A 21,212-nucleotide genomic window follows, 5' to 3' on the forward strand; every position below is an offset into this window, starting at 1 on the left:
ATAAAGCAACAACACCTTTCGGTTTCATTTGAAAATGAAATCCGATCAGATCACAGACAGACCCACGCTCCAAGATGGCTGTCGTCAATATCCGAAAAGTGTATTTTCAAGGGTTCATGCTCATCAACAAATGACGAGGCAAACCCGCGCTGCGGGAGCGATCTGCGCACAAAGAAACCGGCAATCCAAACACCCAGCAGCAGGCCGTTCTTTTCGCGCAATTCAATCCGGTGACCCTGGATATCGCCATAATCCAGCGTGCCGCTCGTGTTGGACATGCGCGCATCGAAACACACAAGACCGTTGCTGTAAAAGCGCCAGCGCACAGCCCCCCAATCACATTCGTCTATCGTTGCGGGCCCTGTCCACAGATACTCACGCCAGCGCAATTCGCCGTCGGTTCCCTCTTTCAGAACCCCCTGCGAGGACGCATCATTATTTTGCGCCTTCCAGCGCACGTAGCCGACAGGTTCATCTTCGCGGCCAATCGGGATACCTTCACTGGAAAGACCGAATGTCTTTTTCAGGATATTGTCGCCATCCGCGCCTTTTTTCTTTGCGCTATCGGCAAGGTTGGTGACGAGCTTTGATGCAACTGACCAGATCATGGTTCCCCTTTCGAGCTATCCCGCGAGTGGATCAGTTCAGAGCGACGCGCATCCGTGCCGAACTGCAAAAACACCTTTGGGAATACTCAACCTTGCGAAGGGCGGACGCGTCATATCCGACGGCGATGTTGCAGTCTTCACGCGCAGCACCGGCCATCTGGAAGGCGGCACCGCTGCGGCGCGCTGCAGCGAGTTGCGCAAAAAAGCTCTCGGCTTCCGAGAGGCGCGTCTCAAGGTCGGTCTGCAATTCTGCACCGACCGACGACACGGTGAGCGGAATTTCGCGATATGTTCTACAGGCCGCAAGCATCTCGCCCAGCGTCACGGTTACGCGCCGGTTCTGCCGTTCAGGTCCGGCGACACTCACAAGCAACTCACGTTCGCCGCGGCTTGAGACCCCGCCAATTCTGTCAACACTCACACCCTGTTCCAGCAACGCGGCAGAAACCGCATTCGCGCGGCGCAGTCCCAGTCGGTCATTGTAGCCCAAACCACCGACAGCATCCGTAAAGCCAATCAGCACAGTGGGTTTATACGATGGGTTTTCTTTTAAACGCTCGGCGATCTCAACGATCTTGGCCTGAGCCTCCGCATCAAGTTCGGCAGAATCGAAGGCGAAATTGATCGTCCCGATATCCTGTGCGGAGAGCGAAACGGGCATAAAAAGGCAAATCGCCAAGAGCATTCTGAACAACACGTTGGATCCAAACAGCTAATCTAAGGTTGATGAAAGTGATACCGCACTGTCACACTCTGTACAACAAGAGAACAAAAATGAGGCATCTTCTGTACAATTCCCAGTGGAAACTATTTGATGCGTGGTAAAAGAGCAGAAGAAAAACAGTGTGAGTTGCAAAGTATGATTTTGTCGAAACAGGCACGCAAGAAAACGAAAACCAGCATTCTGGCTTTTGCATTGGGGCTGTGCGTGTCCCACAGTGCATCGTCGCTGACGCTGGAAGACGCGATCCTGTTTGTATTGGAGACCAACCCCGAGATCAAAGCCGCCGAAGCCAACAAACAGGCGATCGAATTCGAGCTTGATCAGGCGAGAAGCTTTTTTGCCCCGCGCGTCGAACTTGAATCCCGCGCCGAGGGCAGCATCAACGATGGCACGCGCACAAATGATCTGACCTCCTCTGATGATGCGATTTTCGGCTATGAAGTCACTGGCCGGGTGACCCAGCGGCTTTACGATGGCAAAGCCACAAGGTCTGAGGTTGAGCGTCAAGCTTACCGGATCGATGCGGCGGCCTATCGCGTGCTTGAGCGCGCTGAGTTTTTGTCGCTTGAGGCCATTCGGGTCTACAGCGACGTTTTGCGCACGCAACGAGTGACACAACTGGCCCGTGAAAACCTGACCTATCACCGCGACATCCTCGCACAAATTCGCAGCGGGTTTGACAACGGTATTCTGGGCATTGGTGATCTGCAACAGGCCGAAGAACGCCTGTTTCTCGCCGAAGACACCCTGCTGCAATTCGAACTGAACGAAATGGACACGCGCGCCCTGTTTCTGGAAACCGTTGGCGTGACACCTGATGGATTGAACGCGGTGCCAAGTCCTGCCGCGCGCCTGCCCGCAACGGTCGAAGAAACGTTAGCCACGGCATGGCGTCGCAACCCGACAATCCTGTTTTTCCAATCCGACGTCGGGGCCGCTGAGGCCTTGTCACGCACAGCAAACGCCAACAAGGCACCCACCCTCGATCTGGAAGCTGTTACGCGCTACGGCGATGACATGCGCGGGTTCGAAGGAGAAGTGCGCGATGCATCCGTTGGCCTTGTTCTACGGTATGAATTTCAAGGCAACCGCAAGCGCGGAGAGCGCGAAGAACAAGTGCGCCGTGTGGGAGAGCAACGCGCCCGGCTTTTGACACAGACCCGTCTGGTTGAACGTGAAGTGCGCCAATCCTGGGCGAACCTGCAGTCGGCCCTGCGCCGCGCCGATATCCTTGAGCGTCAGGCCACCCTGTCGCGCGAGTTGTTGGAGAGCTACACGCAAGAATTTGACGTTGGCAACCGTTCGTTGCTGGACGTTTTGAACACGCAAAACGCGCTTTTTCAGGCAGACGTGAATTTACGAAATGCTAGGGCTTTGGAAGTATTCCTGAAATACCGTCTGCTGGCGGCTGCAGGGATCCTGTTACCATCGCTTGGAATTGAGCCGCCTGAAGACAGCAATGCATATGCCGCCAGCGCCGAAGGGGCACCCGGCGTCAGCTCCGAACCCGTAAAACTGCGGGACGACGCACGTGGCTTTAGCGATTGGCGCAAAAGCGTAAAGTCTGAGTGACCGCAGATCGGAGGGCTCACATCTCCACACCTGATAAACCAGCCAAATCGCGGGTCGCGCGTATCACCACAGGCAGCGGCGCAGAGGCAAAAGCACAGGAAATAGTTGCAAAAGTCACCCGATCCAATCTGGATTGGGCACTGCAGGCAAGTCCGGTCGATCCCTTGGCGGCATCGGTGGTCGAAGCGATGCGCATCAGCGGAACCGACATCGCCGTCGAAGTCCTGACCGGGGGCCTTGGTCTGCCTGCCGATGGGCGTCTGTCACCTGAACTGGCCGTATCCGCGGCTGAGCGGCACGGCATGCGCGCGCGGCTTGAACGGCGCCGGTTGAGTGATATTGATCCCGGAGAATACCCCGTTGTCTTGCTGTTACGCGGACGTGACGCTTGCGTTTTAACCGCCCGAAACGAGGATGAAACCTATTCGGTTTTGCGCCCCTCACAAGCGTCAGACACGTTGAAGATCACACAAAAGGCCCTGCTGGATGTTTATCTCGGCCATTTGATCCTGCTGCAGCGTCAGGCCGAAACGTTAGGGGATACCAAGCTGCACACGTCCTCTGGCCATTGGCTGTGGGGGGCGTTGCGTCCGTTTTGGCCGGAATACATGCAGGTCGTGCTGGCCTCGGTGCTGATCAATTTTCTAGCCCTCGCGGTGCCACTGTTTACCATGAATGTCTATGACCGCGTCTTTCCCAATGCGGCCATCATCACGCTTTGGTCGCTTGTTGCCGGTGTTGGATTGGCGCTTGGCTTTGATGCGCTGCTCAAGCTTCTGCGCTCCGGGATTATTGACCGGATCGGGCGCAAGGTCGATGCCTCGGTTTCATCCAGCGTGTTCCGGCATGTCTCAAACCTGCGGCTGGACGAAGATGTGCCGCCATCCGGCAGCCTGATGAACACGCTCAAAGATTACGAACAGGTTGCTGATTTCTTTTCATCCCAGACGCTGTCGCATCTTATTGATCTGGCCTTTGCGGTGCTGTTTATCGCGCTGATCTATTACATTGGTGGGCCGCTGGCCTATCCCCCTGCCCTCGCGCTCGGGTTTGTCATGCTGATGGGCCTGATCATCCTGCGCCCTCTGCGCGGCGCGTCAGAGCACAACCGCGCAACCGGCGGAGCGAAAACCCTCGTGGCCTCGGAGGCTGTGTCAGAACTCGAAACCCTCAAAGCCGTGGCCGGGCACAATCGCATGCAATCCCGCTGGGAACGGCAAAGTGCGGACGCCGCGATGACCCAAGCCAAAAGCCGCCGCCTCGCGACACTCGCCACGACATTGACGGCGCTGGCCACGCAGGCCTCCTCCATCGGGATTGTAGTGATCGGCGTCTATCTCGCACTGGAAGGGCAGATCACCATGGGTGCGGTCATTGCCGCGATGATCTTGTCAGGGCGCGCGCTGGCCCCCACGGCGGCGGTCACGGGACTTTTTGTGCGGGGGAGCTTCGCGATCTCGACCTTGCAGTCTCTGGGCAAACTCATGAACCAACGCTCTGATGCGGATGGTCGGGGACGCACGATCAACACGACCGATCGTTCCGGTGAGATTGAATTGAAAGACGTCTCGCTGAACTACCAGGGCGCGGTGGTTCCCGCGTTGAAAAACGTCTCCCTCAAAGTACCCGCCGGCAACCACATTGGCATCATCGGGCCGATCGGGGCAGGCAAAACATCGCTGACGCGGGTGATGGCCGGGCTGTGGCCGCCCACGGATGGGCTGATCCTGCTGGATGCGTTGAATACCCGGCAAATTGCCCCCGAGACGCTCCGCCGCTTTGTGCAACTGGTCCCGCAGGAAGCGGTGCTTTTCACCGGCACCCTTGCCGAGAACATCGCCTTTGGTGTTCCCGGTGCACGAGACGAGGATATCCTGCGTGCCGCGCGTGACGCGGGCGTGGATCGGATCGCCGCCAGCCACCCGGATGGGTTTGGCATGCAGATCACCGAACGCGGGCGCAATCTGTCGGGCGGGCAACGCCAGATGATCGCGCTGGCCCGCGCATTGCTGCCGCAGCCGCGCGTGCTGATACTGGACGAACCGACTTCCGCGATGGATATGCAATCGGAGATGCTTTTCATTGACGGCGTCGAACGCGCACTTGCACGCAAACCGATGACCCTTGTGGTCTCGACACATCGCATGGCGCTGATGCGGCTTGTCACGCATGTGGCCGTCATGACCAGCGGCACCTTGCGCAGTTATGGACCCCGCGATGAGGTGTTATCGTCGTTGAAAGAAGCTGGCAAAGGCGCGCCGTCATGAGCGGCACAGAATGGGATTTTGAGGCGTCGCGCCGCCCCCGGTCGGCTGGTCGCGGGATCTTGACGCTGGTTTTTCTGTTGGTCCTTGTTGCCTTGCTGGTGGGGGCCGTGTCCTGGGCGTCTTGGGCGCGCATTGAGGTGATGGCCCGCGCGCAGGGCGTTGTCGTCCCCTCAGGTCGTGCCCGCAATGTGGAAAGCCTTGAGGGCGGCATCGTGCGCGACATTCTGATTTCCGAAGGCGATGCCGTAACACAAGGTCAGGTGTTGATCCGCATTGATGATATCGGGGCCGCGTCGACCCTTGGCGAAATCACCGCGCGTCGCGATGCAATGCTGACCAAGGCCCTGCGGCTCGAAGCGGAATTGCTGGGCGAGGACGCCCCGGATTTTTCCAACCTTGGGCTGGCGGACGACCACCCGCTCGCCCTGCGCGAAATGGCGCTTTTCGACAGCCGTCAGGCGGCTGATCTGTCCCAGCGCACGGTTCTTGTCTCGCAGGTGGAACAACGCTCTCAGGAGATCGAAGAGCTTGGAAGTGCATTGGCCCGCATCGACGAAAGCCTCGAATTGCTCGACGAGGAAATCGCGTTGCGCACAGCCTCCGGCGTCGTGCCGCGCGCCCAGATCATCCCGATTGAGCGTGAGCGCACCAGAAAACGGCAGGAACGCGACTCCGTCCTCAGCCGCAGCCGTCAGGCCGTCACTGCACTGGGCGAAGCTGAAGCACGCGTCAAGGAATTGAACCTGAACCGGCGCGCAGAGATTAACACCGAGCGCTCAGATACGTTGAATGAACTCAGCGTGCTGGACGAAACCCTGAAACGCGCTTCTGATATCCTGAACCGCACCAGCCTGCGCGCGCCGGTCGAGGGCATCGTGTCGGTCCTGAACGTCAATACGCTGGGGTCCGTTATCGCACCGGGTGAAGAGGTCGCACGCATTGTGCCCGCCGATGACAATCTCGAAGTCGAAGCGCGCGTGCGGCCCGAAGACATCGCATTCATCCGACTTGATCTGCCCGCCAAGGTCAAACTCACGTCCTTTGACTTCACCATCTACGGTGCGCTGGAAGGTCGCGTCGTGCGCATTGGCGCCGATGCGGAGCGCGATGAAACAACCGGCGAGACATATTTCCCCATCATCGTGCGCACGGACTCGAATGCACTGTCGCGCAACGGTGAAACCCACGAAATCCGCACCGGCATGATTGCCTCGGTCGATATTCTGACCGGGGAACGGACGGTGCTGGATTACCTGCTCAAGCCACTGCGCAAAGCGCGCCTTGAGGCCCTGCGCGAGCGCTAGACGATGGCCGTTTGCGCGGCACCCGCGCTGTCTTCAAAGATCACTTCGACCTGCGCGGGGATACCGCCACCTGTCGATGCAACCTCGAAGGCATTGCTGCCATCGACCTGCAAGACGCCTGTGGTGTTGTCATAAGACACGCGGCCACCGACGCTGTTTACACCATTCACAACTTCGCTCAGGTCAATCTGATCGCCTGCGCCATAATCACCGATCTCATCCGCGATTGTGACAGGGCCGGAGGCCAGCACAAAGATGTCATCGCCCGCACCGCCAAGCAGCGTATCGCGCCCGTCGGATCCTTGCAGGATGTCATTGCCCGCACCACCGTCAATCGTGAAGCCGCCCGCCGCCCCGCTAAGGTCGATGAAGTCAGACCCACCCATCAACTGGAACTCGGTGATCCCGGCGTATTCGCGCTGCGTGGCCAGCCAATCCACGGCATCATCATTGTCCGTGCCTTTTGCGACGGTCCCGCCGAGCGTTGCATCACCGGTGACATCCGTCATCAGGCTGCGCACAACACCGTCCGGACCCGTAACAACGGACCCGCTGTCCTGCATTTGCAACGTATCAATATCCAGATTTGCCGTTGCTGAGGAGCGTGCAGGAACCGGGGCGCTATCGACCACTTCGTATTCCAACACAGGTGTGCCGACATATCCCGGCGGCACCGTGATGGTCACATCTGTCCCCACGACGCTGATCTGAACCAACGGGTCGGGTGAGGTGATGTTTTCCACCGTCATGGCCGATGTATCCGTTGCATTGGCCAGTAGGTCCGCAAAAGTTACGACCTGTGACTGGTCAAACGTCGGCGTGACATCGACCGGTGCGACAATATCCGGGCGCGCATTAATATTGATTGCCAAGGGCACATCCGGTGCGGTGCCATGATTGGTCGTGACCGAAACCGTGCCCGTGATATCGCCCGCAAAGCTGGCAGGCACCGTCAGGGAAAGCGCCGCAATCGCCAGCGCAAAATCGGCAGGCGACAAAGCGCCGCGTGCGAAGGTCAGCGTGGAACGGGTCGCGGAGAGCGCGCCATCTGATGCCAATGTGCCCGCAGGCAGCGGCTGATCAAAGGTCAATACCACCGTTTCGAGTGTTTCGGATGGCGTCGATTGAATATCCGTGATCTGCGCATCAATCCCCAGCGCGACCAGCAAATCCACGCCTTCCTGCTGCGCAAGGTCCGTGTTCGTCACACTGACATTGATATCCAACTCGCCGGTGATATCGAGATCAAAGCTCTCGCTGACGTTGCCGCCTTCATTCGTGGTGGCTGTCACAGTTGACGTAAGCGGTGTGCCGTTCGTGGCAAAGTCGGTCGGGAAGGTGATGACCAGCGCGTTAAACTCTGCCTCGGTGCCGGTAAAGACAAGCGTCCCGCTCGCCGCAATATCGCCTGCACCGACCGAATAGGTGGTGCCAGCAGGCACGCCTGACATCTCGAAGGTGACGGAATCAATGGTCTCTGACCCGTCGGTATCGGTGACATCTAGGGCAACGTTTGACGAAGGCGTAAACGTCACCTGCGCATCTGTTTCAGGCAAGGTCACCACAGGGTCCGTCACCGTCACCGTCAGATCAGGCGTCGCGGTGATCGCGAGGTTCAGGTTTGCCACATCCGACAATTCGGTGTCCGTGTAGCTGTAGGTGGTGCTCTCATCCGTTGTGATGGCCACAACATCAATCGACACATCCCCTGCGAAATCAGCAGGGGGCACAAAGGACACCTGCCCGGCTGGAATGAACCCGATGCCCGGCCCGCTAAAGCTCGGATCCGGGATACCCGGAATGACGACGATGCCGCTGGCCGGTACTGTTACTGGCGTCCCGCCGACGAACAGCTCACTGCCCGCAGGCAAAGTGACTTCAAAACTGATCGTTTCATGTACATCGGGCGAGGTAGCGGAAAGGGTGATATCATATTGCGTCCCGTCATCCTCAGCCCCCCCGGTCGGGGAGATACTGGCCTGCACTGTTGGCTTATCCGCATCCGGCAGAACCCGCAGGATAAAGTCGGTCGTGCCCTGATTCTGATCCGAGTTGGCCAGTTCCAGCGTGTTGATCGTGATGGAGACTGGGATTTCGGGCAGAATGGTTGCGTCTTCGCTGTCTGGTGTGCGCGCGTGTTCGTCCACCAGTGAAATCGTCAGCGCATTCAGTTGGGACACCGGCACGGTGAACGTGTCGTCCCCATTGTCGATGATGCCGCTGGCACCGGACAGGATCACGTAATCCGGCAACGGCCCGATGACGGCAGAGGCAGTTTCCGATCCGTCCTGATCCGGCGATTGCGCGGTTTGAAAGATCTCCCCAAAGCTGATGGGTTTGTCCTCAACGATGGTTACGATGGGCGTAGTACCCGTCGGATCCGTCACCAGTGGCAGCCCGGTTTCGGTCGCCGTCTGATCCGGATTATAGACGAACTCGGGTGCATCAGCGACCGGGATGATATCAATCGTTTGCGTTGTCGTGTTTGACGCGACGCTGCCGTCAATGTCCTCGCTGGACGCAGTTACGGTGATCTCCAAGGGTCCGCTGAAATGCTCGGCAGCGCGGACTTCAAGTGTGCCCACGGCGTTCGGGCTCAGAGTAAAGGTGGGCGGATTGCCCGTCCCCGGCCCGGTGCCTGCATCCGGTGTCAATTCACCATTGGCGTCAAATAATCTGGCGTCCGGGTCCCCCCCAAGGGTGATGACAACATCGCCTGTCGCACGCTCGCCCTCATCTGCACTGGACAGGGTAATATCAGCCGAGAAAGCGGTGTCTTCGAGGGCTGAAGCCGGTGCGCCGATGGCAATCGTCGGGCCATCCACGACGGGCTGCACAAACACAGGCATTGTACCGGGTTGGCTCGAAAAACTATTGCAGGTGAAGTTGTTCAGAACCGATGTGGTCTGAATGTCGGGCAGGCTATCGTAAGGGTCAGCCGTACCGAATGTATCACCGACGGGGAACGGATTGCTTGGGCTCGATTCTTGCGGTGGTGGAGTGTAAGTCACTGTCCCAGCAGTCAAAAGCGGGTTGCTGCTGTCCGTTCCAAGGGCGGCAAAGTCGATTGTGTACTGGCCGGTGATCGGATCAAACAGCACTGCACCCGGCGTTGAGGATGTCAGCGTCGCGCCCGGCGGCAGTGTCAGGCCCACGCCGAAATCACCACTCACACCCAAGCTGTCCACACCCAGTGGCTGACCGCTCAGATCATCAATGCTCTCCCACTGTCCGGGGACTTCGGTGAGCTGGATTTTCAGCTCATTGCCGGTGTCTTCGAATGCATCCCCGACAAAGGTCAATTCGGGGATCGGCAACTGCCGGGGGTCACCTGGCGGACAACTGCCACCACCGACCGCATTCCCGCTGGGCAGGACAATGATCGAGAAATCGGAGGAAGTCACACTGCCGCCCGTCAACCCGTCAATATCGTTCAAAACGTCCTGCACGTCGACACCCGGACCAATCTGGCGCACGCTGGACAGATCAACGTCGTTTTCTGTGACGATGGCGTTCAGTGTCAGGTTGAAATAGCTCGGATCGGTCACGGCCACATTCGGCACCACGGTCACAGTGGCCAGTTCCGCTGCGGTCACGAGGTAAGTCTCGCCGCTGGCATCTATGGGTGTGCCCCCGACAAAACGGATTTCGGGCGGAATATCCGTGATGATGTAATACAGCGTCTCAGACCCATCAGGATCGCCATCGGTAAAGAGGATTTCATCACGCGCGCCCGTCAACGGATCCGCCGCTTCAAACGTATTTGTGACGGCCGGATCATTGAATCCCAGCTGCAGCGCATCATCGCTGAGGCGTTCGATCAGTTGGAACGGCGTGTCGTCGAACCCGGCGTAGGCGTAGGCGAGATCCTGATTAGGCACACCGTCGGTTGTCCCACTTGGATCATAGATCGCATTGATCGTCGTTTTGTCGATCCCACCGGGTGTCGCGGCAGGGTCGGCGTCCTGAACATCGACGTCCGGCGTATCTGCGACGCCTTCGACGTTGATCGTTACGGTGCCAATGCCGGTTGTCGTCTCGGCAGGGCCGGGCGTGCCGGGCAAAACGCTGGATTCGACATACGTCACCTCGACCTGAAAGACGACCGCCTCGTTGCTGTCCTGCCCGGGCAAGACATGCAGGTTTGGCGACTGCGCGGCAGTAATGTTGTAGGTGCCAGACGCATCAGGCGAAATCAGGTTGGAATAGATCGGATCCCCAGCGGGCGTCGTGCCCGTCTGATTTGGCAAACCGTCAAAAAACAGCGGCAGACGTCCTTCGCTATCGGCCTGAACATTGAAAATGGTATAGGCGTCTTCGATGATTTCCGGGGATTCCGGCGTCTGGTCGATGATATTGCCATCCAGAACAACGCGCACCGCCTGATCTTCGAGCGTACGGAACGTCTCGCTGGGGTTCCCGCCATCCGCGACCGGATCAATGCTAATGGTGGCGGTCGACAGGTTCGTTACACCGGTTGAGCCATTCGCCTCAAGGGTCACAATGTCGACCGCAATTGGAATATCGCCCGAGAAATGCTCCGGCACGCCGCGCAGTTCAACGCCTTGCCACTGATCTTCGTTCAGGCTCCAGTCCAGTGTTCCATCGCCGTTGATCTCGGTCAGCAATGCCGGGATTTTTGGCCCGCTTGGGTTGGCCGGGTCGGTCACATATACGGTCAGGAAGTTCGGGATATTGCGCAACACGGCAGAGATGATCGTCTCCGAGCCGTCCATATCCTCGATGAAGGGGATAAAGGAGAAATCGAAGGTGCCGCCTGCGGCATCGATCACCGCCTCATTTCCGCGAGGAAAGGCCAAAACAAACGCTTCGTTGTTGACCGGGTCGACATCAACATCGACCGTTACATCAACATTCAGATCGCTTGTCGTAACCGTGTTTCCGTCTCTGGTGGTCAGCGCGAAATTCAGATCAGCGCCAAAGAAGTTGCCGTCATCCGTGAACGGATCTCCATTGGCACGATCCACGTCATAATCTTCGTAAAGTGCTGGATAAACAGCAACGGACCCGGCGAAATCGGTCACATCAGGCAAGAAGACGATGGTCAGTTCGCCGGTATTCGCATTGTAGGTGGCCGTGTCGATCTTGTCGAATTCAGCCTGCGCGATTGCACCAGTGCCCGTGATGTCAAAGAACATCGACTGGTTCAGTGTCACGTTCTGCGTGGTTTCCGCCACGCCGATCCAGGACGACGGAATGTTCGATACCACGATTTCGGTCAGCTCTTCGGAGCCATCCGTGTCGGGCGTCAGCGCGCTGAGCCGCAGGAACGCCTGAACCTGGCCCTCGCCCGTGCTGTCGTTGGTGCTTTCGATCAAGGTCAGTGTCGTTGTGTCCTCAACCGTCGGGTTAGCCCTTGTGGCCACGGCGCCAACTTCATCCGTGCCCGCTGCGACGACGAAATCAGTATCCACGACAAACACACCCGCATCCAGCGTGGCTTCGGTCACGGGGCGGACGGTCACAACGGTCGAGAACGCCGCGCTGCCGAAGTTGTCGACAAAATCGATCTCTTCGTCGCCCGTTTCGGTCTCTCTCCAGAAGACTTCGCCTTGTGTGGTCAAAACACCGGAGAATTTCTGCGGCACACTATAGCGCAACCCGGTAATGGCCGAGGCAAAGTCTGCATCGCTCACCCCGGCAGGGCGGGTGAGAGCAATGCTGATTTCATTGTCACCGGGAACAGGGTCCGTGCGGGCCACGTCCACAAAGCTGTCGCGCCCGCGGAAGTTCAATACCAGATCGCTGAGGCTTGCCGGATCGAACGTATCGTTCAATGTATCCACGGTGACGGTGAAAATGACGGCAGTAAAGCTTTCCGAGCCATCGGTATCTTGCAGCTCAAGCCGCGTGATACCCGCATCGACAACACGGCGGTTGCCGAGGTTTTCGTTTGTATTGCGGTTCCGCGTCTGCAGGTTGATCTCGTCAACCACAGCGTCAAGGTTGACATCAACACCATCGCGCGCCGTGGCGGTATCGCTTGGCAGCCCGGCAGCGGTATCAATCGACGTGACCGTGGCCAAAAGATCACCGCCCGTCAGGGTTTCCACATCTTGATCCTGATCGCTGAGCGGGATCATCTGAAGCTGCGCGTTGAACGCCACGACGTTCGGGTTCAGGGTGATCGTCAGCGTCGTGCCCACCACATCGGCGCTGGCCACATCGCCACCACCGGATGCAAAACGCGACGCATCGACGGCGCCATCCCCTGCGGTCAGCCATCCGGCTGGCACGTTTTCAATCACGATTTGCTGTAGCGCTTCGGACCCATCCTGATCCGGGGTGGTGGCATCAATCTGCAACAGGAAACCGTCGTCAGAGGTTCTGTTCGTATCCTCGCCCGCGTCTTCCTTGACAGAAAACGCGTCAGGGCCGACCGCCGTGACAAAGGCACCCGGCACCACTGTCAGGACAATTTCGGGTTCGGCCACGGGGGTGACCTCAACGGTTGTCGAAACGCTCTCTCCTGCGGGGCCGGTTTCATTCGTCACAACCGTTGTTGTCAGGTCAATCACACCGGAAAAATGCTCCGGAAAACGCACAATCGACAGACCTGAAAGGTCGCTCAACGTGGTGCCCGTCCAGACATTGGAGGTGGCCGTCAGAAGCGTGCCATCAGACAATTCGACGGGGCCATTGGTTGGCAGCCCCGTGAAAGTCACGGACAGCGCGGTCAGCGTTTCGGACCCATCCTGATCGGTAATCGCAGCCGTAAGGCCAAGATCAATCGGCGTACCGAGGTCTTCGATCACAACGGAATCGACACCTGCGATGAACACATCCGCCTCTGGCGTGACCACGATCGTGATTGCCTGCGCTAGATTGCCTGTCCCCGGTGCCGGCGTCGTTTCACTGTTGAGAATGGCCTCATCGGTGATAAAATTCAGCGTGCCGGTAATCGCGCCCTCGGGGCGTTGGGTCGAGAAATCATCCGGAAGGCGCAACATCACCGCCTCGAATTCAGCAAGAGACGAGACCTCGAAATTAGCAGAACCCGGTGTGCCAAAGGGCGCAAAAGTGGCCCCGCCATCGAGGGAAATCTGCGCATCCACTGGCAGGTCGGCCAGCGTAATTATCACACGGCTGATTTCTTCTGACCCGTCCGCATCTGTTGGGCTGGCCGTCAAGACATCCGCCAAACGCACATCCTGCGGTGTTTGCACGGTCCCGTCCAAATCAATCGCACCCGGCGCATCGTTTTCACTCAGGGTCACTGTCCCGGTGCCGATCAACTGCAAATCGCCCTCGGCAGAGACGGTGACATCAAATGTCTCGTTCGCTGAACCAAATTCATCCGTTGTTGCGATGACGGTGCCCGTCAGCGTCGTTGCAGGCGATTGGGTTGAGAAATCGGCAGGCAGCCGAATGACAAGCGCGTCATATTCCGCAAGCGTGCCGACGAAGTTCAGATCAAAGCTTGCTGTCTGAAAGGTCACGCCATCTCTTGAAAACTCCGTGCCTGTGGGCAGCGCATTGAAGGTTACATTGACCAGCTGAACGGATTCCGATCCATCCGCATCCGTGGCGATGGGGTCAAGATAGTCAGAAGGCTTGAAATCAATCGGCGCATCTGTTTCAGCAAAATCGGCCGTCCCGATCCGGTCAATCTGCACGTCGCCTTCTGGTTGGATCGTGACGTCGATTGACGCTGTGACCGGGGCGTTCAGAATACCATTCTGGATACTGACCACGACCAATTCCGCTTGCAGGGGCAGGTTCGGGTTTTCTGATGAAAAGTCCGTAGGAAAGGTCAGGGTTATGTCTGCCGGATCGACAAGAGGTTCGGCCGTTGAATCAAACACAAAGGTAAATAACCCCGACCCGTCAGGGGTGAACGTGCCAACAGGCTGGCCTGCGCCATCGAGCGCTACCATCCCCGCTGGCAAATCCGGCAGGGTGAAAACCAGTGAGGACAGGGTTTCATTCGCTGGATTGATTGTCAGATTGATGAAGTCGGAAAACAGCACGGAAACCGGGCTATCCGTTTCCGTGGCAACGATTTCACCGCTGATATTGATGTCAGGTGTCGGTGTGATGACGATTGCGGTCGCGCTGCTTTCGACGCCTTCCAGCGTTGTCACAGTGACATTCGCCAATGTGGTGCCCGCGTAATCGCCCGGGAAATCAATTTCAAGGTTGCGCGCGTCGTCAACAGTGCCGGTCCAGTTTGCCCCGATCAACGTGCCGGTTGTAAGGCTTGCCCCCGATGGCAGATCGGTAAACTCAATCATTACCTCAGCGCTGAAGGGGGAGCCCGCCACATCCGTTTCGGACCCGTCATTGTCCGTGATATCAATCAGGATATTCAGCGGGACCCGCACGCCAATGCTGCTGTTTTGGACGCCGGCGTCTTCTTCGGCAGTGATGTCTAGCGCGAGCGTGAGGTCGATATCCTCGACAAAATCCACGTTGACAAAAGACTGTGCGGTGGCTTGCCCGCCTTCGTCCGTCTGTGCAGTCGCGCTGACCGCAATCGACTGGGTCGTGCCTGCGTTCAAATCGGAGCGGTTGGCGGTTGAGAAATCGATCGGCAGGCTGATCGTCGCGGCATCGAACGCGGCCTGAATATTACCGCTGTCAAAGACTGCCGTCAGCGTTTGCGTGCCGTCAACAGGCGATGTCGCAAGCGATACACTGGATCCGAATCCAGACACATTCGCCAGCGTGAAATCAATCGCGGGCAGGCCGGTAATCTCGACCGAGACGGACGACAGAGCTTCCGAACCATCGTTGTCAGTGACCTTCAGGTCCAGCACATCGCCCAGGGCAAAGCTTTGCTGGAACTCTTCTTCGGTCAGGGTCGGGATGACAATCGGGTCAATCTGCACGTCACCTTCCGGGGTGATCCTGAGTTCGACGTTAACCGGGCCCGCGCTGCCTTCGTTCGAAACACCCGAAATTGTGCCTTCAATGACGCCGCTCGCCAGCGGGGAGCTTTCGGTGGAATAATCTTCGGGAAAGACCAGCCGCAGCAGGGCATATTCACTGGGGGTCCCTGAAAAGGTGAAAACGCCACCAGCCGCAGGGTCATAGGTAACACTGCCGGCCGGCGCGTTTTGAACAACGACCCCCGGAGGCAGGTCATTGAGGGTCAGTGACACAGATTGCAGCGTTTCAGGCGGCGAGGAACCGTCTGTATCGGACACCGAAACGGTCCAGCTCGCCGACGGGTTGATAACGACAGGCGAGTCCGTTTCCGCCGCAACAATCGGCGAAACGTTGATATCAACGTCGCCTGCCGGTGCCACAACGAACGTCTGCGTTGCTGTCTCGCTTCCTTCCGGGTTGGTGGCCGTAATCGCCGAGGAAAACGTACCGGAATAATCGCCCGGCACATCCAGCGTCAGCGCGTTCGCCTCAGCCATTGTCCCGGTCCAGATCGCCGTCGCGGAATCAAATGAGCCATTTGAGAAAGTGGTGCCAGCGGGCAGGTCGGTAAAGACAACCTCCACGACAGTCGCATCCTCCGAGCCGTCGATATCCTCGACAAAAATGCGGTCGGTGATCGCGTCGGGGGTCGGGTCAATCGTAACGCCGCTGCCGTCTGCACCGTTGCCGTCCTCGATCGCGTTGATGGTCGGGGGCAGGGCAATCACGATATCCGGTGTTGCATCCACAATCAGGTTCATCGGGCGGATTTCATTGCCGCCCTCATCTGTTGTTGCCTGCACCGTCGCGGTGATCGTGTTGCCCGGGTTGGTGGTCGAATAGTCGGCCGGAAGCTCGATAAAAATCTGCTCATACTCGGCCAATGTGCCCGAAAACGAATAGGTGCCCGAAACGGCGGTGTAATTTGCACCCCCATCGGTGGAAACACGTGCACCCGCAGGCAGGCCGCTCAAATCCACAGAAACGGACAATACGGATTCCGATCCATCCGCATCTGTTGACTGGGGCGTGAGGCCATCGTTCAGCCTGAAAACAACGGGCAAATCCGTCTCCGGCGCGCGCAAAACGCTGGCACCAAAATCCAGATCGCCCTCTTCGGCGACCGTAACCGGAAAATCCAGCGACGCCTGGCCCAGAAAATTCGAGGTTGCCGTGATCGTACCCGTCAGATCACCAGGCGTGAAGTCGTTCCGGCTTTCGGTTGAGAAATCTGTCGGCAGCGTGATTTCCAGCGCGTTATATTGCTCAAACGTGCCGTTGAAGGTGAAGGTCTGTGTTACGCCATTCGACGAAAAAGACCCGTTGTTCGCCACTGTACCGGCAGGAAGCCCGGGCAAGGTCAGTGTCACATTGGTGATCTGTTCACCAATATCAGCACCGCCAGCGATCACTTCGACGAAGTTCGAAAATCGCATGACAAGGCCGCTGTCCGTCTCAACAAGCGAAACAAGTCCCGCGCCGCCAAACTGAACGTCCGGCTCGCCAAAACCACCGTCATCCGCGCCAACCTCACGGTCGCGCAATTCGGGAAACTGATACTCCGTCGGGGGCAGCAGCGGCGAAATCGGCAGGCCGTTTAACGGATCGCCCGCAAGAACCTGTTCCTGCTCACCTGACCCGCCATCACGACCGGGCACTGTTGTGCTCAAAACTTGCAAATCAACTTCGACCGCATCAGCAACCGTCGTCCAAGCGCCCTGCTGCAAGGCGACGGCAACGATATTCTGCGATGAGATCGTCAAGTCCTCAGCGCTCAGCGCAAAGTTGGCTTTGGCCCCGTCGAGCAGGCCGATAATCGTACCGTCCGGCTGCACAAAAAGCAGATCATCGCCCAGAATGAGTGGTTTGGTAATCTCTGCGCCATCCGCGACCATGACATCCAGCTTCGAGGCGGCATCGAGCAACATCAGCCCGTCGATACTGGCACCGTCTTTGAAGCTCGCGACGATATCTGCAACTTCCTGTTGCGTCGCAATCGATGAGATTTTGGGAGCATCTGTCATTGCAGTATCCACTTACCGTTTAAACTCAATCCGCGCCGGGCCAACATGGCCGTTTGCTGTCGTACTCTGGGGCGGTATTGACCGGAACAACCGGCGGAATGCCCAAATAACATGCGGTCACATACCTCGACCGATATGCAGGAATACCCTGAAAACGGTCCAAAATACAATACAACTAAAATGCAATTAAAGTTTGTGGTTAACCTGCATCATGCTGAGAGACCACAGAAATTAATTAAATAACTGAGAGCTGCGAACAGGATTTCTGACCAAATTGACGCGCCGTAAGGAAGGGCCGCAATTCACCGTCTGGCAGACCTCTAAACCTTTAATCTAAAATGATTATATTTGCAGATACGACTGGCGTGTTGGCGTCCAAGGCACCACACCAACTTATGGAGCGCTGCTTGAGGGAGGGGTTTTCGCTTTTGATCCGCACGGTAAGCGCTTAAAACCAGCGCAACTTTGGGCGTATTTGCGATGGAGAACGCGATGTTTATGACGCGGCGTAATTTCAACTTTGGCGCGTTAGCCCTCGCCATATCGGGCTGCGCGGCAAGCCCGTCCCTGAGCCCATCGACCACTGCCCTGCCCGATGATCTGAGACCCATTCCGAACAGTGCTTATGACGTCTGGGTGGCCAACTTTCAGCAACGTGCTCGTACAGCAGGCATCACGGATGACACTCTGCGCCGCGCTTTTCAGGGCACGGGTTATCTGCCCGGTGTCGTGCGCCGTGACGGTAATCAAACTGAATTCAAGCGCTCCCTTGAGGACTATCTGTCCATCGCCGTGTCAGACGAACGCGTCGCGCAGGGTCGCGATGCGCGACGTCAATACGCCAGCGTTCTGGAAACACTTGAAGCGCGTTATGGGGTGGATGCAAACATCATCACGGCCATCTGGGGGTTGGAGAGTTTTTATGGGGCCCGGCGCGGAAACGTACCGGTCGTGTCGGCCACCTCCACGCTGGCGTTCGACGGTCGGCGGGGAGCATTCTTCGAAAAGCAACTCATCGAAGCCCTGCGTATTGTGCAAAGCGGCGACATCACGGCGGACCGCCTTGTTGGCAGCTGGGCCGGCGCGATGGGTCACACCCAGTTTATCCCGACCTCTTATCAGGCTTTTGCCGTGGACTTCACCGGGGACGGTCGCCGCGACATCTGGTCGGACGATCCGAGCGACGCGCTTGCATCTGCCGCCGCCTACCTTGAACGCAACGGATGGGTGCGCGGTCAACGGTGGGGCAACGAAGTGACTGGCGCGTCCTCTGGTACAATTATTCAACCACAGGAAAACGGCCCCCGGTTTGCGGTGAACCAGAATTTCCGCGTCATCAAACGCTACAATAACTCGGATGCCTATGCCATCGGCGTCGGGCACCTGTCTGATCGCATCGCAGGGCGTGGGCCGTTGGTCACGCCGTTCCCGCCCGATGAAAACGGCCTGACAAAGGATGACCGGATCGCCCTGCAAACTCGGCTGACCGCAAGGGGATTTGACACCCAAGGGTCCGACGGCGTGATCGGTCCAAATTCGCAAGCGGCCATTCGTGCCTATCAGGCCAGCCAAGGCTTGCCGGTGACAGGCGTCCCGTCCCAGCAGCTTCTTAGCGGTCTGTAATAGTCAGGCGCGGGCCCGCCGAGCCTCTTTCCAAAGCGCATATGAGTAAAGCGCCAAGGCACACCAGATCATGGGAAAGGCGATCATCCGCGCGCGGCCAAATTGCTCACCAAAGACAAAGACCGCAATCAGAAAGATCATTGTGGGTGCAATGTATTGCAGCATGCCAATCGTCGAAAGGCGCAACAATTTCGCGCCATTTGCATACAACATCAGGGGAACAGCCGTTACGGCACCACAGCCGACAAGCAGCCAGCTGTTAACCGCATTGCCCACCATAAAGTGCCCCGTGCCAGAGTACGCCAGATATGCGATGAACCCTGCAGCCGGGACAGCAAGCAGCAAGACCTCAAGCAAGAAACCTTGATTTGGCCCGATCGGGAGCGACCGTTTAAAGTATGCATAAAATCCCCACGTTCCGGTCAGCGCAAGCGCAACGATAGGGATGGAACCGCTTTCAACCGTCAGGATGACGACAGCAGACAAGGCCAGCGCAATGGATGCCCATTTGATTTTATCAAGCCGTTCCCCCAGCAGAACGGCGCCGAGAAAGACACTGAACAAGGGATTGATGTAGTATCCAAGAGCGGCCTCAAGCGCATTGCCCGAAACGATGGACCAAATGTAAATTCCCCAATTCGCTGAGATCAGCGCCGCAGTCACAGCCCCCATCGCAAGCATACGCGGTGAGGCGAGCGCCGCGCGCAGGTCTTTCGTGCGACCAAGCGCAATGAGCACAACTGCGGCAATCGGGATCGACCAGACAACCCGGTGCGCCAGCACCTCAAGGGGTGACACATCGGCCAGCGACTTCATGTAGATCGGCAGGAAACCCCACAAAAAGTAAGCGGACACCGCAAAAGCAAAGCCCTGCGGCGTATCAACATGAGCGGATTTCAAACAAGGCCTCCGTCAAAGAACGCAGAATTGCGGGATTGCATCGCCCTTAAACACGGATTGACCGGCGAGGCAATTGACTCTGCCTCGCGACCAACAATGTTGCTGCAAATCCGGGCCTAACCGCGCCCGATCGGATACAGCACGACACGTGTTTTCAGGGGGACGCGATCATATAGGTCAATCATCTGATCATTGATCAGACGCGCACATCCATTCGACACACGCCGACCGATGGTTTCGGGGTCATTGGTGCCGTGAATGCGCAAAAACGTGTCACCACGGCTTGGCGTAAACAGATAAAGCCCACGCGATCCCAGCGGGTTGTTGATCCCACCCGGCATCCCATCCGCAAACCGCGCATAGCTTTGCGGATCCCGTTCGATCATTTCTGGTGTTGGCGTCCAGCTCGGCCATTCCTTTTTGGCCCCGACGAAAAACTCGCCATGCTCATAAAGTTGCGTGCGCCCAATGCCGACCGCATAACGGATCGCTTTCTTGTCAGGAAGCGTCCAATAGAGCGCATATTGCCCCGGATCGACATGAATTTCAAAAGGTTCGAGATCGTTCCTGAGGCGCACTTCGCGCGGCAAAAACTCTTCCGGCATGTTATAATCGGGCAGGGTGACGGGCACTGCCGCTTCTGCCGCAACCACGCCCCCCATAATCACGCTCAATGCAGAACTTTGCAGAAACTCACGACGTTTCACTGGCCTCTCCCTTACAGATAATCATCATAGTACCAAATATAGTTCCGTCCCGCAGCTTCTGAGCATTCCCGTCGCCTCAAGCACGGCGCCGACCTTGCAATCGGATCCGAAATATCAGCGGCCCCGACTGTACCGCCACACATGTTCCGGCGACTCATAGCATTACCCGCCTTAAAATCTGGTTTCTCGCGCAATGGAGTGCCACATCAACCCTGCCACGCCCGAATGAATGGAAAATCCCTCGCGGAGGTCAGCGCTAACGGGTGACACCCCATGGCGCAATAATCTTTCAAACCTTAACCGACAATCCATTGGAGTCATTAACTTTTGGCAGATTGTCGCACTTGAAATTTACAATTAACCAAAATCAGATAAAAATTATTTACAAAATAATCTTTATGAAACAGTTATATAGTTACTAATTTTCTATTTTCACGTAGACGTTATTCAACAAAAGCACTGAGTAATATTTTTTAACCGCTCTGCGCTTCACCTGTTGAAATACTACTGTGAGGAGAAACCAATGACCAGAACACCCCACGTCACGTTATCGCAATACGGATCGTTGTATTCGGAGTCTGTTTCGGATTC

The 21,212-nt window shown here is 57.4% G+C and carries 9 protein-coding genes; 4 read left to right on the top strand and 5 right to left on the bottom strand.

Annotation, left to right across the window (positions count from 1 at the left end; translation table 11 throughout):
• Nucleotides 1-50: 50 nt before the first annotated feature.
• On the bottom strand, nucleotides 51-608 hold the full coding sequence (locus K5Q35_RS17980) for a hypothetical protein (RefSeq protein WP_220800812.1): 558 nt from the start codon (nucleotides 606-608) through the stop codon (nucleotides 51-53).
• A 31-nt stretch (nucleotides 609-639) separates the two neighbouring features.
• Nucleotides 640-1,269: an OmpA family protein gene (locus tag K5Q35_RS17985; protein WP_245538106.1), complete on the bottom strand. Its 630-nt coding sequence runs from the start codon at nucleotides 1,267-1,269 to the stop codon at nucleotides 640-642.
• A 198-nt stretch (nucleotides 1,270-1,467) separates the two neighbouring features.
• Between K5Q35_RS17985 and K5Q35_RS17990 the strand changes: the two genes are divergently transcribed.
• Genes K5Q35_RS17990 through K5Q35_RS18000 form a run of 3 tightly spaced genes read left to right on the top strand, consistent with a single transcriptional unit; the run spans nucleotide 1,468 to nucleotide 6,475 of the window.
• Complete coding sequence (locus K5Q35_RS17990; RefSeq protein ID WP_013960292.1) at nucleotides 1,468-2,904, top strand: TolC family outer membrane protein; 1,437 nt, start codon at nucleotides 1,468-1,470, stop codon at nucleotides 2,902-2,904.
• Entirely contained in the window at nucleotides 2,901-5,171 is a 2,271-nt protein-coding gene (locus K5Q35_RS17995; RefSeq protein ID WP_220800813.1) for a type I secretion system permease/ATPase, read from the top strand. Before K5Q35_RS17990 ends, K5Q35_RS17995 begins: the two co-directional genes overlap by 4 nt.
• The gene (locus tag K5Q35_RS18000) at nucleotides 5,168-6,475 is read left to right on the top strand and encodes an HlyD family type I secretion periplasmic adaptor subunit (protein ID WP_220800814.1); all 1,308 of its coding nucleotides are present in this window, start codon (nucleotides 5,168-5,170) and stop codon (nucleotides 6,473-6,475) included. The genes K5Q35_RS17995 and K5Q35_RS18000 overlap by 4 nt, the downstream gene beginning before the upstream one ends.
• Here the strand turns inward: K5Q35_RS18000 and K5Q35_RS18005 are convergent.
• Nucleotides 6,472-17,391, bottom strand: coding sequence for a hypothetical protein (locus tag K5Q35_RS18005; protein WP_220800815.1), 10,920 nt, complete (start codon nucleotides 17,389-17,391; stop codon nucleotides 6,472-6,474). The genes K5Q35_RS18000 and K5Q35_RS18005 overlap by 4 nt on opposite strands.
• A 492-nt stretch (nucleotides 17,392-17,883) precedes the next feature.
• Here K5Q35_RS18005 and K5Q35_RS18010 point away from each other — a divergent pair, with 492 nt between their 5' ends.
• Nucleotides 17,884-19,014 carry a lytic murein transglycosylase gene (locus tag K5Q35_RS18010; protein ID WP_220800816.1) on the top strand — a complete coding sequence of 377 codons (1,131 nt, stop codon included), beginning with the start codon at nucleotides 17,884-17,886 and terminating at the stop codon, nucleotides 19,012-19,014.
• Between the two features lie 3 nt (nucleotides 19,015-19,017).
• Here K5Q35_RS18010 and rarD read toward each other — a convergent pair whose 3' ends face one another.
• Together rarD and K5Q35_RS18020 are read right to left on the bottom strand one after the other, a co-directional pair.
• Nucleotides 19,018-19,914 (bottom strand): EamA family transporter RarD, encoded by an 897-nt coding sequence (gene rarD / locus K5Q35_RS18015; protein WP_220800817.1) that lies wholly within the window; start codon nucleotides 19,912-19,914, stop codon nucleotides 19,018-19,020.
• Between the two features lie 116 nt (nucleotides 19,915-20,030).
• Entirely contained in the window at nucleotides 20,031-20,621 is a 591-nt protein-coding gene (locus tag K5Q35_RS18020; RefSeq protein ID WP_013960286.1) for a L,D-transpeptidase, read from the bottom strand.
• Between the last annotated feature and the right edge of the window lie 591 nt (nucleotides 20,622-21,212).

This window comes from Roseobacter sp. OBYS 0001 (genome assembly GCF_019654895.1).
GTDB lineage: Bacteria > Pseudomonadota > Alphaproteobacteria > Rhodobacterales > Rhodobacteraceae > Roseobacter > Roseobacter litoralis.